This window comes from Flavivirga jejuensis, from assembly GCF_030540765.1.
GTDB lineage: Bacteria > Bacteroidota > Bacteroidia > Flavobacteriales > Flavobacteriaceae > Flavivirga > Flavivirga jejuensis.
In genome coordinates this window covers 60818-76315 of record NZ_JAUOEL010000009.1, presented here as the reverse complement: position 1 = coordinate 76315, position 15498 = coordinate 60818, and the positions used below count along the sequence as shown (strand labels likewise).

The 15498-nt window shown below is 32.1% G+C and carries 16 protein-coding genes; 4 read left to right on the top strand and 12 right to left on the bottom strand.

The features are described 5' to 3' along the window. Positions 1-10: 10 nt before the first annotated feature. Positions 11-214 (bottom strand): membrane or secreted protein, encoded by a 204-nt coding sequence (locus tag Q4Q40_RS21350; RefSeq protein ID WP_303304075.1) that lies wholly within the window; start codon positions 212-214, stop codon positions 11-13. Between the two features lie 380 nt (positions 215-594). Here Q4Q40_RS21350 and aqpZ point away from each other — a divergent pair, with 380 nt between their 5' ends. After that, the gene (gene aqpZ, locus Q4Q40_RS21345; RefSeq protein WP_303304074.1) at positions 595-1281 is read left to right on the top strand and encodes an aquaporin Z; all 687 of its coding nucleotides are present in this window, start codon (positions 595-597) and stop codon (positions 1279-1281) included. 72 nt (positions 1282-1353) lie between these two features. Here aqpZ and Q4Q40_RS21340 read toward each other — a convergent pair whose 3' ends face one another. The 4 genes from Q4Q40_RS21340 to Q4Q40_RS21325 all read right to left on the bottom strand — a co-directional run bounded on the left by Q4Q40_RS21340 (position 1354) and on the right by Q4Q40_RS21325 (position 4958). Further along, positions 1354-2142: an anti-sigma factor gene (locus Q4Q40_RS21340; RefSeq protein WP_303304073.1), complete on the bottom strand. Its 789-nt coding sequence runs from the start codon at positions 2140-2142 to the stop codon at positions 1354-1356. Between the two features lie 12 nt (positions 2143-2154). Continuing rightward, positions 2155-2685, bottom strand: coding sequence for an RNA polymerase sigma factor (locus Q4Q40_RS21335; protein ID WP_303304072.1), 531 nt, complete (start codon positions 2683-2685; stop codon positions 2155-2157). A 69-nt stretch (positions 2686-2754) separates the two neighbouring features. Beyond that, positions 2755-3768 (bottom strand): UDP-N-acetylmuramate dehydrogenase, encoded by a 1014-nt coding sequence (murB, locus tag Q4Q40_RS21330; RefSeq protein ID WP_303304071.1) that lies wholly within the window; start codon positions 3766-3768, stop codon positions 2755-2757. Continuing rightward, positions 3768-4958, bottom strand: a complete 1191-nt coding sequence (locus Q4Q40_RS21325; RefSeq protein ID WP_303304070.1) for a pyridoxal phosphate-dependent aminotransferase — start codon at positions 4956-4958, stop codon at positions 3768-3770. Before Q4Q40_RS21325 ends, murB begins: the two co-directional genes overlap by 1 nt. A gap of 105 nt (positions 4959-5063) precedes the next feature. Between Q4Q40_RS21325 and Q4Q40_RS21320 the strand changes: the two genes are divergently transcribed. Further along, entirely contained in the window at positions 5064-6413 is a 1350-nt protein-coding gene (locus Q4Q40_RS21320; RefSeq protein ID WP_303304069.1) for a PDZ domain-containing protein, read from the top strand. Between the two features lie 249 nt (positions 6414-6662). Here the strand turns inward: Q4Q40_RS21320 and Q4Q40_RS21315 are convergent, their stop codons facing one another. Continuing rightward, positions 6663-7088 (bottom strand): DUF1573 domain-containing protein, encoded by a 426-nt coding sequence (locus Q4Q40_RS21315; RefSeq protein ID WP_303304068.1) that lies wholly within the window; start codon positions 7086-7088, stop codon positions 6663-6665. Positions 7089-7502: 414 nt separating this feature from the next. Between Q4Q40_RS21315 and Q4Q40_RS21310 the strand changes: the two genes are divergently transcribed. Further along, positions 7503-10196, top strand: a complete 2694-nt coding sequence (locus Q4Q40_RS21310) for a valine--tRNA ligase (protein ID WP_303304067.1) — start codon at positions 7503-7505, stop codon at positions 10194-10196. 172 nt (positions 10197-10368) lie between these two features. Here the strand turns inward: Q4Q40_RS21310 and Q4Q40_RS21305 are convergent, their stop codons facing one another. From Q4Q40_RS21305 to Q4Q40_RS21280, 6 genes are all read right to left on the bottom strand, one after another. Then, positions 10369-10677, bottom strand: coding sequence for a hypothetical protein (locus Q4Q40_RS21305; RefSeq protein WP_303304066.1), 309 nt, complete (start codon positions 10675-10677; stop codon positions 10369-10371). Beyond that, positions 10678-11112, bottom strand: coding sequence for a DUF192 domain-containing protein (locus tag Q4Q40_RS21300; protein WP_303304065.1), 435 nt, complete (start codon positions 11110-11112; stop codon positions 10678-10680). Positions 11113-11173: 61 nt separating this feature from the next. Further along, complete coding sequence (gene lgt, locus Q4Q40_RS21295) at positions 11174-12103, bottom strand: prolipoprotein diacylglyceryl transferase (RefSeq protein WP_303304064.1); 930 nt, start codon at positions 12101-12103, stop codon at positions 11174-11176. A 12-nt stretch (positions 12104-12115) separates the two neighbouring features. Beyond that, complete coding sequence (locus Q4Q40_RS21290; RefSeq protein WP_303304063.1) at positions 12116-13243, bottom strand: peptidylprolyl isomerase; 1128 nt, start codon at positions 13241-13243, stop codon at positions 12116-12118. Position 13244: 1 nt separating this feature from the next. Beyond that, entirely contained in the window at positions 13245-13787 is a 543-nt protein-coding gene (gene gldI / locus Q4Q40_RS21285; protein WP_303304062.1) for a gliding motility-associated peptidyl-prolyl isomerase GldI, read from the bottom strand. After that, a complete protein-coding gene (locus Q4Q40_RS21280) occupies positions 13780-14799 on the bottom strand; it encodes a DHH family phosphoesterase (RefSeq protein WP_303304061.1) in 1020 nt (339 codons plus the stop codon). Before Q4Q40_RS21280 ends, gldI begins: the two co-directional genes overlap by 8 nt. 88 nt (positions 14800-14887) lie before the next feature. On the opposite strand from Q4Q40_RS21280, the gene Q4Q40_RS21275 reads away from it, so the two are divergent. Continuing rightward, positions 14888-15307, top strand: a complete 420-nt coding sequence (locus Q4Q40_RS21275) for a nucleoside-diphosphate kinase (protein WP_303304060.1) — start codon at positions 14888-14890, stop codon at positions 15305-15307. The last annotated feature ends 191 nt before the right edge of the window (positions 15308-15498 follow it).

Genomic DNA, 15498 nt, shown 5'->3' with positions numbered 1-15498 from the left:
TCATAAATGATTATGAATGTTGAGGTTCATTACAATCACTAAATTGGTCAGGCGTTTTTCCACAAAAACCACAAGCATCACCTTCTTTGTTAAGTACTGGGTTCTGACTTGCACAAGTACCAGCAAATTTACCGTCTTTTTTTGCCCAAATTTTAATAGCGATTCCTGCAATTCCTAATCCTAATAAAATGATAGTTATTAAAAGAAGTTTCATGTGATAATATTTATGTTTATCATAGTCATAACGTTACATCTATTACAGTATCCTTTGTTAAATTTTAAAGGTTTTATTGAAGATGTTTTTATTATGATTTATTGATGCAAAGATAATGCTTTTCATTAAAATGAAACGGAATATAGTGAGGATATACAATGAAGTGACGGATTATATTATTTAGTGTCTTATTTTATATAATGAAGTGGCTTAAACTTTTTTCAATAGGCTACGAAAAGCTCTTTTTTACTCATTTTTTGCCTTTTTATTACTCTATAACACTACTATGAATTGCGAAAAACGTTTTAATTGACTTTAAATAGCTGTTTTTCATCACTTTAATTTGTACATTGAAATACTAACTAATTAAATTAATATTTATGAAAAAATTATTTGCAGAATTTTTTGGAACATTTTGGCTCGTTTTTGGAGGCTGTGGTAGTGCTGTTTTTGCAGCGGGTTATCCAGAACTAGGAATTGGTTTTGTTGGTGTTGCACTAGCATTTGGTCTTACGGTATTAACGATGGCTTACGCTGTGGGACATATTTCTGGAGGGCATTTTAACCCCGCAGTATCTCTTGGTTTGTGGGCAGGAGGGAAATTTGAAGCTAAAGACCTATTGGGCTACATTGTTGCGCAATTAATAGGAGCTGTGGTGGCTGCAGGAGCGCTGTATTTAATATTAACAAACAAATCTGATTTTGTTACTGTTGGAGGTTTTGCAGCTAATGGTTATGGGGATTTATCTCCTGATGGCTATTCTATGACTGCCGCATTAATAGTAGAGTTTTTGCTAACAGCTTTTTTCTTATTAATAATTTTAGGGAGCACTAATGCCAGAGCTCCTAAAGGGTTTGCGCCTATTGCTATTGGTTTAGGGTTAACCTTAATACACCTAATAAGTATTCCAATAACAAATACATCTGTTAATCCAGCGCGTTCCACGAGTCAAGCATTATTTGCAGAAGGTGCCTTTGCATCGCAACTTTGGCTATTTTGGGTTGCTCCGATTGCTGGTGCTATCGTGGCAGGTTTTATACACAAAGCGTTATTTGAGAAAGAATAATTTAGAATTAATTATAACAAAAGCCTCGTTTTAATTATTAAAACGAGGCTTTTTATATTGAATTTATTTACTTTACTGTAAATTAATTTCTGCGACTGTATTTTCTAAAGAGGCAATAGTGTTTCCTCCTTTTGGTTCAATAGTAATGTTTAAAGCAAGTGCATTTTCAGCATATGGAAGTGACATAAGTTGTCTGTCAGCTTCATTTAAAATACCTAAACTTACCATTTTACCTTGTAAATCTGCCCATATTTGGTAGCACTGCTCTTCTGGTAATTGAGGTAGTGAAACCACATCGATCATTGATGTTTTTTCTTTTGGGTTTATGTAAGCAACAGTTTTTAAGTCTTTAGCTCTATCATTTCCTTTAATGATATATTTTTCTGTCTCAGGGTTGTTAAGCTTTAATAACTGTCTCATAACATTATCAAGCATCTGATTATTCTTTTCAATATCATTTCGTAAATCAAAAATTTCATCAACCACTATTTGGTTTTCATGAGATAGTTCTCGTTTTTGATTATAGAAATGATACGAAGTACCAGCTAAAATTAAAGCTGCAATACTAGCAGCTACGCTAAATTTATACCAAGATTTGTATTTCTTTTGGGTATTTAAATTAACAACTGGTTTTTCGTCAAGTTCCTCTAAAATATTGTTTAGTATATTTTTAGGAGCTTCAACAGCATTGCTTTTAGCTACAATTTCTAAATTGTATTGCAATGTGTTGTATGCATTCTGTACTTCTGGATATTTTAAAATATTAGATTCAACCGTTTCTGTTTCTGCAGAAGTCGTTTCCCCTAATAGATATTTTTCTAAAAGGCCAGAATTTAAAAAAGTAGTTATTTTTTCATTCATGACTTTGTTTAGTTAAGGATTATAAATTTTTTTCAATTCACGCAATCCAATTTTTAATCTTGATTTTATAGTTCCCAGCGGAATATCTAATTCATCACTGGCTTCTTGTTGTGTCATACCCTCAAAAAAGAGCGCGTTAATTACTGTTTGATATTTTTTATCAAGCGTATTTAGATGGTTTTTTATATCCAACACATCTTGATTTAATTCATTTGATCTTATTTTATATACGGACGAAGTTTCCATTTGGACTTCTTTACTGCTTTTATTTTTTAAAGATCTAACTTTATCGATCGCAGTATTATACGCAATTCTATATAGCCAAGTAAATAATTTAGCTTTGCTGGAATCGTATTTTTTCGAGTATCTCCATATTTTTACAAAACTTTCCTGAAGTACATCTTGTGCTGTATCATCATCTGTTATTATCTTTTTAATAACGCCAAACAATGAGTCTGAGTAGTTTTCGTAAAGTAACGTAATGGCTTGTTTATCGCCATTTTCTAGGAAGTTAATTATTTTTTTTTCTGTAGATGAAATCAAATTAAATTTGGTTTAAACCATAAATCTATATGGTACGTAATTATGCCAAAGTTAGAAATTTCTTTTAAACTACAATATATTTACTTCAGCTTCAATAGAAATATTGAAAAGTCTTTTAACTGTTTTTTGTATTAATGTGGAAAGATTTAATATATCTGAGCCCTTTGCGTTTCCATAGTTTACAAGGACTAAGGCTTGATTTTTATGTACACCATAATCACCAAATCGTTTGCCTTTAAATCCCGCTTTTTCAATAAGCCAACCTGCAGGAATTTTTACTTCATCTTCTGAAACAGGGTAACTCGGAATATCTGAGAAATTTTGCAGTAAGATATTGAAACTAGATTTTGAAATAACTGGGTTTTTGAAAAAACTACCACTATTTCCTATTTCTTTAGGGTTTGGTAGTTTACTTTCTCTTATGGCTATAATCGCTTTTGAAACATCCTGAATGGTTGGATGTGCAATATGCATCGTTTCCAATTGAGATGTAATAGCGCCATAGTTTACATGAAGTTTATGATTGGTTTTGCTAAGTTTGAAGGTAACATTTGTTAGAATATACTTTCCTTTAGCATGTTGTTTGAAAATGGAATTTCTATAACCAAAATCGCAATCGACTTTTGTAAATGTTTTTAAAGTTTTTGTTTCTATAGATATGGCTTCACAGGAAACAAAGATGTCTTTTAATTCAACACCATAGGCTCCAATATTTTGAATAGGAGCGGTACCAACATTCCCAGGGATTAGTGATAAATTTTCAACGCCTCCAAAATCATTATTAATACACCAAAGTACAAATTCATGCCAATTTTCGCCTGCATTTGCTTTAACCGTAACAAAATCATCGTTTTCAGAAATGACTTCGATACCTTTTAAATTCATATGGATAACAAGACCTTCAAAATCTTTAGTAAGCAACATGTTACTACCACCACCTAAAATAAGTTTGTTAGGATGGTTTTTAAGCGCTAAAACTTGTTTTAATTCATCCATGTTAGAAACAGAGACGAAAAATTTAGCTAATGCATCAATACCGAAAGTATTGTATGGTTTTAAAGATATGTTTTGTTTTATATGCACTAATTATTGTAAACTTTTAAGGCTTCTTTTAAAATATTAACGGCTTTTATTAGGCTTTCTTTTTTAAGTACGTAAGCAATACGTATTTGGTTTAAACCAACTCCTGGCGTGGAGTAAAAACCACCAGCAGGAGCTACCATTATGGTTTCGCCATTAACATCAAAATTCTCTAAAAGCCATTGCGCAAAATCATCAGAATTTTTTACAGGAAGTTCTGCAATACAGTAAAAAGCACCTTTGGGTTTTGCTACCTTAACACCGTCTATTTTTTGTAATTCTGAGATTAAAGTATTTCTTCTTTCTACATATTCTTCACTAACAGCATCAAAATAACTTTGTGGTGTGTCAAGTGCCGCTTCGCTAGCAATTTGTGCTAGTGTTGGGGGGCTTAAACGTGCTTGGGCAAACTTTAAAACGGTTTGCATTAGTGTTTTGTTTTTCGATACTAAGCATCCAATTCTTGCTCCACACATACTATATCGTTTGGAAACAGAATCAATCATAATGGCATGGTCTTCGAGCCCTGTTTCTTGCATGACAGAATAATGCGTGTTTCCGTCGTATACAAATTCCCGATACACTTCATCAGCAATTAAAAACAAATCATGTTTTTTAACAATTGCTGCTAGTTTTTTTATTTCTTCTTTAGAGTATAAATACCCTGTCGGATTTCCTGGATTACAAATTAATATAGCTTTTGTTTTAGGTGTAATCAACTCTTCAAACGCTTCAATTGGTGGTAAAGCAAAATTGTCTTCAATTTTAGAAATTACTGGAACTACTTTTACTCCAGAAGCTGTTGAAAATCCATTATAGTTAGCATAAAATGGTTCAGGGATAATAATTTCATCATCCACATCCATAATACTTCCAAAGGCAAAAAGAAGTGCTTCACTGCCTCCTGTTGTTACAACAATATCATCATGAGTAACATTAATATTGTGTTTAGAGTAATATGTTGAAATTTTTTGTCTGTATATTTCAGATCCTTCCGATCTTGAATACGCTAGTACATCTATATCGCTATCCTTTACTGCTTGTAAGGCAATTTTTGGCGTTTTAATATCTGGTTGTCCGATGTTTAAATAATAAATGTTTTTTCCGTTCTTTACAGCTTCTTCTGCATAAGGAACTAATTTGCGTATGGGAGATGCGGGCATTTGTTGCCCTTTTTTAGATATTGTTGGCATTTGATAAAAAAATTATGGTGCAAAGTTGAGAAAATTATCTTAAAGTTTTTTTAAAAAAAAGGACTAAATAATCATGTTAATATAAAAGATTCGTAAATTCATTATATGAAAATTAAATTCTTTTCAACCAAAAGGCCTTTTATTCTTATTTTAATGTTTTTTTGTTTAAGTATTCTTAGCTTTTCTCAAAATAAATTTGTTATTCAAAATAAGAAACAATCAGATAAAATTAAATTTAAATTAATAAGTAATTTAATTATAATACCTGTTGAAGTTAATGGTGTGAGTCTATCCTTTTTATTGGATACAGGTGTAAGTAAACCTATTATTTTTAACTTAGATACCTTAAAAATAAAAGATACTGAGACTGTTTTTTTAAGAGGTTTAGGGAATAAAGAATCTGTAGAAGCATTAAAGTCTAAGAATAATGTTTTTAAAATTGGGGATGCTATTAAGTTAAATCAGGATCTATACGCAATTTATGATTCTAATATCAATTTTGTTCCCAGATTAGGTTTTCCAGTTCATGGCATCATTGGTTTCGACTTATTTAAGGATTTAGTAGTTGAAATAAACTATTCTAAGAAGTTTTTAAAACTTACAAAAGCAGATGCGTATGTGTATAAAAAATGTGAAAAATGTGAAAGACTAAATCTAGAATTTTACAAAAACAAACCTTATATAAATGCTGATGTAACGATGAATGAAAAAAAGATTCCTGTTAAATTATTAATAGATTCTGGAGGCAGTGATGCCTTGTGGTTATTTGAAGATGATTCTTTAGGAATTAAATCGGGTAATAATTATTTTCATGATTTTCTTGGTCATGGTTTAAGCGGAAGTGTTTATGGTAAACGTTCAAAAGTTAAAAACTTTTCTTTAAAAAATTTTGAGTTTAATATGGCTAATGTTTCGTACCCAGATTCGAAATATATAGCACATGCAAAAAAAATTAAGAACCGTAATGGTAGTGTATCTGGTAATGTGTTAAAACGTTTTAATATTATTTTTGATTATCAGAAAGCGATAATTACATTAAAAAAGAATCGTTATTTTAAAGAGGAATTTCTATATAATAAAAGTGGTATAGAATTGGCTCATAGTGGACTTAGATTGGTGAAAGAAAGAGATGATCCAGTTAAAGATAATAATAAAGAAGGTTTTGGAAACTCTGGAAGCCAAAACGCTACAAGAATTATAATAAATCCTAGATATAAATTATCATTAAAGCCCGCTTATACCATAGTAGAATTAAGAGAAAACTCTCCTGCGGAAAGAGCTGGTTTACTTGTGGGAGACTTAGTTTTGAGTATAAATAATAAGGCTTCTTATAAATTTAAGTTACAAGAATTAATTCATGCATTTTATGGAAATACAGGTAAACTTATAAAGTTAATAGTTTCAAGAAATAATATAATTCTAACTTTTGAATTCAGATTAGAAGATCTTTTTTAATCTAAAAATTCTCCGACCCTTGGTGTCGGGGTTTCCAATTAACCTCTCCTTTGGAGAGGTCAGAACTGCAAAAAAAGGCAGTTCTGGGTGAGGCAAAATAACAAAATTCGATTTTTGCCTCTATAAAGGCAAAATGAAACTGGCGAAATACCCCTATGGCTTGCGGGGATAGTCAGTTTCAAGAATTTTTTTATTAAAAAAGCCTAAACTAAAAGTTTAGGCTCTTCATATTTTATATCTGTAAAGCGCTTATTGCTGTACAATACTTTTTTCTTTCTCTTCTAAAACGCTATTCTTACTAGAATCAATAACTAAACCTTTTATTTTTAAAGCTACAGTAGGTGTTTCCGCGTTAGATATAACCGTTATTGTTTTTCTAATTGGGCTTACTCTATTTGTGTCATATTTTACTTCAATTTTTCCAACTTGTCCTGGTAAGATAGGATCTTTTGGTTTTTTTGGAATAGTACAACCACAACTAGATGTTACTTTTGATACTATAAGAGGTGCATCACCTGTATTAGTAAACTCAAAAACACGTAAACCGTTTGATCCTTTTTCAATAGTTCCGTAATCGATCGTATCAGACTTAAATTCTATTTTTGCTACCTTATCTTGTGCATTGATAGATAAACTGATTAATCCGATAAATAAAATTGTAATTAATTGTTTCATTTTTCTGTTTTTTTATTGTTTTATGGGGTAAAATGCCATTCGTATTATATTGTTTTATAATAATTAAAACTCAGTAATCTTTTGTTTTATTACTTCTAATGTCATGTCAAACATACTTACTTTTTCTACAATCTGCAAAAATATTAGACATAATACGGGGATGTTAACATATTCAACGTAGTTAAAAGTACGTACAACTTTTCTTAATTTAATTTATATAATGTTAAAATATTCAACGGTTATTGTTTTATAATTGTTACTATGGCTTTCATTTGTACGGTTCATTTTTTTACTATCTAACGTCATTTACATATTAAAATTTCATTTATTAATAAAATTTATGGCTATGCGCATTTCACAGAAAAAGAAATATAAGTACTTTTACAGGCTAATGTTCAAAAACTATTCCAAAGTATGCAAATACCTTCAAAATATGAGGCTAGTCAGGTAGAAAATAAGTGGTATGATTACTGGATGAAACACAATTATTTTCATTCAGAGCCAGATGAAAGAGAGCCTTATACAATTGTGATACCTCCACCAAATGTAACAGGAGTTTTACATATGGGGCATATGCTTAATAATACGATTCAAGATGTATTAATACGTCGTGCACGATTACAAGGTAAAAATGCTTGTTGGGTGCCAGGTACAGATCATGCGTCTATTGCTACCGAGGCCAAAGTCGTTGCTAAATTAAAAGAGCAGGGTATTAATAAAAATGATTTGTCTCGCGAAGAATTTTTAAAGCATGCCTGGGATTGGACTCATGAGTATGGAGGTGTTATTTTAGAGCAGCTTAAAAAATTAGGGTGTTCTTGTGATTGGGAACGGACCAAGTTTACGATGGATGATGCTATGAATGAAGGTGTCATTAAGGTGTTTGTAGATTTGTTTAATAAAGGCTTAATTTATCGTGGATATCGCATGGTAAACTGGGATCCTGAGGCGAAAACAACTTTATCTGATGAAGAAGTAATTCATGAAGAACGGCAAGGGAATTTGTATTATCTTAAATACAAAATCCTCAGCCCAACCCTCTCCGAAGGAAAGGGAACAAGTAAGAATGCTCTTCCTTCAGAGGGGTTAGGGGAGGAATACTTAACTATAGCTACAACACGTCCAGAAACTATTTTTGGAGATACAGCTATTTGTATTAATCCTAATGATGAGAGGTTTCAACATTTACGAGGAAAAAAAGCTATAGTGCCAATATGTAATCGCGTTGTTCCTATTATTGAGGATGATTATGTAGATGTTGAATTTGGTACAGGTTGTCTTAAAGTAACGCCTGCACACGATGAAAACGATAAGAATTTAGGTGATAAGCATAAGTTAGAGGTTATAGATATCTTTAATGATGATGCGTCTTTAAATAGTTTTGGACTGCATTTTGAAGGTCAAGATCGTTTTGTAGCTAGAAAATCGGTTGTTAAAGAATTAGAGGAAACGGGTGTTTTAGTAAAAACTGAAACTCATATTAATAAAGTAGGAACTTCCGAAAGAACAAAAGCTGTTATAGAACCACGTTTAAGTGATCAGTGGTTTTTAAAAATGGAAGAATTGGTAAAACCAGCGATTAAAGCGGTTTTAGGTGAAGATGCTGAGATCAATTTATTTCCTAAGAAATTCGAAAACACCTACCGTCATTGGATGGAGAATATTCGAGATTGGAATATTTCACGTCAATTACTTTGGGGACAGCAAATTCCAGCTTATTTCTACGGTGATGGAAAAGAAGATTTTGTTGTAGCAGAAACGATAGAAGATGCTTTAAAATTAGCACAGGAGAAGACTTCAAATTTCGAGCTTCAAGCTTCAAATTTAAGACAAGAAACAGATGCTTTAGATACTTGGTTTAGCTCATGGTTATGGCCAATAAGTGTTTTTGATGGGATAAGAAATCCTGAAAATAAAGATATTGAATACTATTACCCAACAAACGATTTGATAACAGGTCCAGATATTTTATTCTTTTGGGTAGCACGTATGATTATCTCAGGATATGAGTATAGGGGAGAGAAACCGTTTAACAATGTATACTTAACAGGATTAGTTAGAGATAAGCAACGTCGTAAGATGTCTAAACAACTTGGTAACTCGCCAGATGCTTTAAAGCTTATTGAAACGTATGGTGCTGGTGGTGTTCGTGTTGGGCTGTTATTAAGTTCCGCGGCTGGAAACGATTTAATGTTTGACGAGTCACTTTGCCAACAAGGGAAAGGTTTTGGGAACAAAATTTGGAATGCGTATCGTTTGGTTGATGGATGGGAAGTTGATGAAAATATAGAACAACCAGAGTCAAGTAAAATTGCTATCGATTGGTATGAATCTAAATTTCAGAAAGCTTTAATTGAGATTGAAGACCATTTTAGTAAGTATAGACTGAGTGATGCATTAATGGCTATTTATAAGCTTATTTTTGATGATTTTTGTGGTTGGTTCTTAGAAATGATTAAGCCAGCATACCAACAACCTATTGATGCTAAAACTTTAAAAAGTGTTATTGCTATTTTTGAAGATAATTTAAAAATTGTACACCCTTTTATGCCATTTTTAACAGAAGATATTTGGCATTATATGGCTGAGAGAACTCCAGAAGAAGCTTTAATTGTATCTAAATGGCCAGATTCTAAGCCCGTTAATGAGGCTTTAATTAATGAATTTGAATTTACTTCGGAGGTTATTTCTGGAATTAGAAATATTAGAAAACAAAAGAATATAGCTTTTAAGGATGCTATTGGGTTTTCGGTCATTAATAACGAAAATACTAATACAACATTTGACAGTATTATTTCTAAGTTAGGAAATTTAGAAACCATCGATTATGTATCTGATGCTGTTGATGGAGCTTTAACCTTTAGAGTAAAATCTAATGAGTATTTCATACCTATGGCTGGTAGTATTGATGTTGAAGCGGAACTTAAAAAATTAACAGAAGAATTAAATTATACAGAGGGCTTTTTGAAATCGGTACAAAAGAAACTCTCTAACGAACGTTTTGTTGCTGGTGCGCCAGAACAAGTGGTTGCTAGTGAAAAGAAAAAAGAAGCAGATGCCTTAGCGAAAATTGAAACACTTAAAGCAAGTTTGGCTAGTTTGAGTTAGAGGTATTAGTGTTCAGTGTTCAGTGCTCGTAATGTTAATTTTTCTCTGCGAAACTCAGTGCAAACTCCGAGGTGCTCTGTGAAATAACCCAGTGTTCAGTGTTGAGTGTTCAGTAATAGTTGATTTTTCTCTGCGCAACTCTGCGTAAACTCCGAGGAGCTCAGCGAAATAACTAATCAGTGGTTGGGTGTTCAGTAATAGTTAATTTTTCTCTGCGAAACTCTGCGCAAACTCCGAGAAGCTCAGCGAAATAACTAATCAGCGTTGAGTGTTCAGTAATAGTTAATTTTTCTCCGCGTAACTCTGTGTAAACTCCGAGAAGCTCAGCGAAATAACTAATCAGTGCTGAGTGTTCAGTAACAATTAATTTTTCTCCGCGTAACTCTGCGTAAACTCCGAGAAGCTCAGCGAAATAACCAATCAGCGTTGAGTGTTCAGTAACAGTTAATTTTTTTCTCTGAGGAATCTGTGAAATAACCAATTAGTGTTCAGTAAAACTAATACTATCACCAACCGAAAGTGACCAAGCATCAACTAAACTCGCATTAATTTCTAATACATATTTTGCAGGAAAATTAGAAGGTAAAGAGCTTTCATCAAGTGGTTTCGCATTTTTCTGAAAGCTCACTATGCTTTTGTTTTCGTTTATATAAATTAAGTCTAAAGGTATTTTGGTGTTTTTCATATAGAAGAAACGTTCCCTAGCATCCTCAAACACAAATAGCATACCTTGTTTTGTTTCCATAGAATCTCTATACATTAACCCTGTTTGGATATCGAAATCGGTGTCGGCTATTTCAATATCGAGTTTAACTTGTGTAGAATCAACAGATTTAAAGATAGTGAGTTCCCCTTCTTTTTTAAAAGCAATTTCGGTTTGCTTTATTACTTTATTATTTTCTTTACAAGACGACATGTTTAAAATTAAACCACTTGAAATTATAAAAGTTACTAAAGGGAAACGTTTGAAAAACATCTTATTTAACGGTTGTTTTTGATTTATAAACAAACATAAAATATAAACCTATAAGAATAAATGGAATGCTAAGCCATTGTCCAGTATTCAAATTAGCCCAATTAATATATTCTTCACCTTGCGGTTCTTTTGTAAACTCAACAAAGAAACGAATGGTCCATAATAAGATTAAAAATAAACCAAATAGAAACCCAGTTTGCTCACTTTTTTTAGTTTTTGAATAGAAATACCATAGAATTAAAAAGACAAAAATATAGCAGAAAGATTCATATAACTGAGAAGGATGCCTGTATGGTACCTTATCTAATAATTCAGCAAATTGAGGGTTATCGGTTACCGCATTATATGCTTTTTGGGTGTCTTTAATGCCAGTAAGTTGTGTAATTTGTCCTTTATAGTATTCATCTTGAATAAAACGAACTCCCAGATTAGAGTTGGTAACTTTTCCAATAATTTCAGAATTAATAAAATTCCCAATTCTGATGAAAATGGCTCCTGAAGCCACCGATATAACAACACGATCTAAGACCCATAATAACGATTTATAGTTATATTTTTTACGATATAAATACATACCTATTATAATACCAATAGCAGCACCATGGCTTGCCAATCCTTGAAAACCAGTAAATTCAAAACCACCTTTAAATTTGAATGGCAGAAAAATGCTAAAAAAGTCTTGCGATATTAATTCCGATTGATAAAATAAAACATGCCCCAAACGTGCGCCTAGCATGGTTGCTAATACGGTGTAAATAAATAAAGGGTCTAGATACTCTAAAGATATTTTTTCTTTAGTAAAAATACGTTTCATAATATACCAGCCTATTATAAAGGCTATCACCCACATAAGGCTGTAGAAGTGCAATTTGAAATTTCCAACGATATCAATCCCAGTTACAGGATTCCAATCAAATTTTAATACATGCATACGTTTTTGTTTTTACTTTAAAAGTTCTAGAATTTCGACTTCAAAAATGATATTAGATTTACCAGGAATACCTCTGCTTCCAGCTTCACCGTAAGCTAAATGATATGGAATAAATAAGGTTGCTTTATCTCCTATGCTTAATTGTTGTAACCCTTCTTTAAAACCAGGAATCATACTAGCATCTGGACCAATGTCTGCTGTTATGGGCTGGTATTTGCCTGCCGCTTTAAGTTTTTCATTTACAGCATCAAGAGCTTCAGCAGTTTCTAATTTACTGGTTTGAAGCAATTTTCCGTTTTCAAAATATACTGCGAAATGCGTAAGTACTGTAGCATCTTCTGGTAGTTTTTCCCCAGTACCTTTTTCTGTAACATAATATTGTAAACCAGAAGGTAACGTAATAGCTTTAGCTTGTTGTTCGTTAAATTTTTCTTTTGAAGCTTTTATAATGGCTTCTGCTTTAGCTAACTTTTCTTTTTCTTTACGTTCTGCTTCAGCAAAATGATTATTAAATGTGTTTGGAGCATCAAAAGATTTGGCTTCTTTACCTTTTCTAATAATGTTTAATTCTGTAATAACAACGTCTTCTACAGGCCTATCTCCAGATGCTGTTTTTACATTAGAAATACTGTCTTGTACATTTATACCAATAACTAATTCACCAAAAACATTATAGCCATTATCTAAGAAAGGTTTTGGGACTTCTGTAATGAAGAATTGGCTTCCGTTAGTGTTACGTCCGGAGTTAGCCATAGATAAAATTCCAGGTTTATCATGTTTTAAATCTGGATGAAACTCATCCATGAATTTATAACCAGGATTTCCTCCACCAGAGCCAGTAGGGTCGCCTCCTTGAATCATGAATTCATTAATAACGCGGTGGAAGATAAGTCCATTATAAAATTTCTTTCCTAAATAAGCACTGTCTACCATAGTATTGGTACCTTCTGCTAATGAGACAAAATTAGCAACAGTTACGGGGGCTTTTGTATGTTCTAATTTCGCAACCATAATACCTTCAGTGGTAATAATTTCAGCATATAGTCCATCTTCAAGATCTGGATATTGAGCTTTACATGAAACTAAAGCGATTAAAAGAGTGATTAATGGAATTTTGATAACGTTTTTAAAAAGATTCATTTTAATTAGTTTGATTTTGGGTAATTGAATTTACTGTGACTTCACAAATTATAGGCGTATTACGGTCTATTTTGTTTTCGTCTCCATAATAACCATATGCTTTTTGCGATGGGAAAATAAACGTAACTGTTTCACCAATTTTCATGAGTTTTAAACCTTCACGTAAACCTGTAAATAGTTCTTCTTTATCCATCGCATAGGTTTGCGTTTTAATAACTTCTTTTGAATATATTAAAACGCCATTTAATGCTTTCACATTGTAATTATAATTTATAATATCTCCAAAAAGCGGTGTTTTTAAAGTATCTGCTTCTATTTTATTATTGTAATAATACCAGAAGCCACTCTTTGAAGCTATATAGTTATTACCTTGCTCTTGTATAATTTTTTCTATGGAAGCTTGCTCTTGAGCATTGAGTCTTTTATTACGTTCTACAGAAGCATCAATGAAAGATCCCGTTTTTACAGAAACAGGTTTTCGTGCGTCGGGAGTTTTACAATTCATTGCTAGTAAAACAATGGTTAAAATTAATAGTTTATTCATTATTTAGGGCTTTATTATAACTAGGCAATATACTAATAAATTTAGCGACAGTATCCTTTAGTGATAAATAGCTTTTTCCACCAGCAGCGTTGGTATGACCCCCGCCACAAAAATGCGCTCTGGATAATTCGTTAACAGAAAAATGTCCTTTTGAGCGTAGTGATATTTTTATAATACCTTCTTGTTTATCTTCAATAAAAATAGCAGCCAGGATGGTGTTTTTTAATGATAAAGCATAATTTACAACACCTTCGGTATCTCCTTTTTTATAATCATACTTATGTAATTCTTCTTGAGAAAGTGTTATATAGGCTGCTCTCGATTCAGGAATAACTTTTAAGTTTCTTAAAGCACATCCCAGGAGTTGCAAACGATTATAGCTATTAGTGTCATAAACATTATTATGAATTTCTGTATTATTAGCTCCTTTTTCAATAAGTTGGGCTACTATTTGATGCGTTCTACTGGTAGTAGATAAAAATCTGAATGAGCCAGTATCTGTCATGATACCAACATATAAACACGTTGAAATATCAGCATCTATTAGGTTTGCGTCACCTAACATATCAATAAAATGATATACCATTTCGCAAGTGGAACTCATACTAACATCGCTAAACATATAAGTAGCATAATCATCAGGCATTTGATGATGGTCAATCATGATTTTTATGGCATCACTTTCAGATAATATCGATTCCATGTTACCAGTTCTATGAAAAGCATTAAAATCTAAAGTAAATATGATATCTGCATCTTCAATTAAAGCGTTGCATTCTTTAGTTTTAGAATCATGTTTTAATATGGTATCATTTCCTGGAATCCATTTTAGAAAGGTTGGATAATCATTAGGAACCAAAACATTTACTTGATGATTGCTTTTTATAAGATAATGGTATAACCCAAGTGTCGATCCAATAGCATCTCCATCTGGATTTTTGTGTGGTACAATGACAATCTTTTTTTTAGTAGATAATAGTTGTTTTATGCTTTCGGTATCTTGTCTATTCATAGTGGACGAAGATACAATTTTTTATAATTGTTTAGACTTGCTTTTTATTAGAAATAGATTACTTTTGCAGGGAATTTAAAATGAAATAATGGCGACAAATAGAACATTTACAATGCTTAAGCCAGATGCTGTCGAAAAAGGACACATAGGTGCAATTTTAGAAAAAATTTCAGCTTCAGGATTTAGAATCGTAGCAATGAAATTAACCCAAATGACAAAAGCAGACGCTGAAGCGTTTTACGCAATCCATAATGAGCGTCCATTTTTTGGAGAGTTAGTTGAATATATGACTCGTGGTCCTATTGTTGCGGCTATTTTAGAAAAAGATAATGCTGTTGAAGATTTTAGAGCCTTAATTGGAGCTACAAATCCTGCAGATGCAGCAGAAGGTACTATTCGTAAACTGTATGCAGCTTCAATTGGTGAAAACGCTGTTCATGGTAGTGATAGTGATGATAATGCTGCTATAGAGGGAGCTTTTCATTTTTCTGGTAGAGAGATGTTTTAAGTCTTATAGATATTTAAGCAAAAGATATCTATTTAAATATAAAAAGACTGTCTAAAAAGTGAATGATAAAATTTATCACTTTTTAGACGGTCTCTTTTGTTTTAAAGCGTGTGCATTTTGTATAGCAACCTATAAAATCACTTCATAATTTAAAATTGGATTGATATAAAGTTAATTAAAGTTAATGCACA

What these genes read in the sequence shown, in the direction of transcription:
- Q4Q40_RS21350 (WP_303304075.1), bottom strand. Translation starts at nt 214, where the DNA reads ATGAAACTTCTTTTAATAACTATCATTTTATTAGGATTAGGAATTGCA.
- aqpZ (WP_303304074.1), top strand. Translation starts at nt 595, where the DNA reads ATGAAAAAATTATTTGCAGAATTTTTTGGAACATTTTGGCTCGTTTTT.
- Q4Q40_RS21340 (WP_303304073.1), bottom strand. Translation starts at nt 2,142, where the DNA reads ATGAATGAAAAAATAACTACTTTTTTAAATTCTGGCCTTTTAGAAAAA.
- Q4Q40_RS21325 (WP_303304070.1), bottom strand. Translation starts at nt 4,958, where the DNA reads ATGCCAACAATATCTAAAAAAGGGCAACAAATGCCCGCATCTCCCATA.
- Q4Q40_RS21320 (WP_303304069.1), top strand. Translation starts at nt 5,064, where the DNA reads ATGAAAATTAAATTCTTTTCAACCAAAAGGCCTTTTATTCTTATTTTA.
- Q4Q40_RS21315 (WP_303304068.1), bottom strand. Translation starts at nt 7,088, where the DNA reads ATGAAACAATTAATTACAATTTTATTTATCGGATTAATCAGTTTATCT.
- Q4Q40_RS21310 (WP_303304067.1), top strand. Translation starts at nt 7,503, where the DNA reads ATGCAAATACCTTCAAAATATGAGGCTAGTCAGGTAGAAAATAAGTGG.
- Q4Q40_RS21300 (WP_303304065.1), bottom strand. Translation starts at nt 11,112, where the DNA reads ATGTCGTCTTGTAAAGAAAATAATAAAGTAATAAAGCAAACCGAAATT.
- lgt (WP_303304064.1), bottom strand. Translation starts at nt 12,103, where the DNA reads ATGCATGTATTAAAATTTGATTGGAATCCTGTAACTGGGATTGATATC.
- Q4Q40_RS21290 (WP_303304063.1), bottom strand. Translation starts at nt 13,243, where the DNA reads ATGAATCTTTTTAAAAACGTTATCAAAATTCCATTAATCACTCTTTTA.
- gldI (WP_303304062.1), bottom strand. Translation starts at nt 13,787, where the DNA reads ATGAATAAACTATTAATTTTAACCATTGTTTTACTAGCAATGAATTGT.
- Q4Q40_RS21280 (WP_303304061.1), bottom strand. Translation starts at nt 14,799, where the DNA reads ATGAATAGACAAGATACCGAAAGCATAAAACAACTATTATCTACTAAA.
- Q4Q40_RS21275 (WP_303304060.1), top strand. Translation starts at nt 14,888, where the DNA reads ATGGCGACAAATAGAACATTTACAATGCTTAAGCCAGATGCTGTCGAA.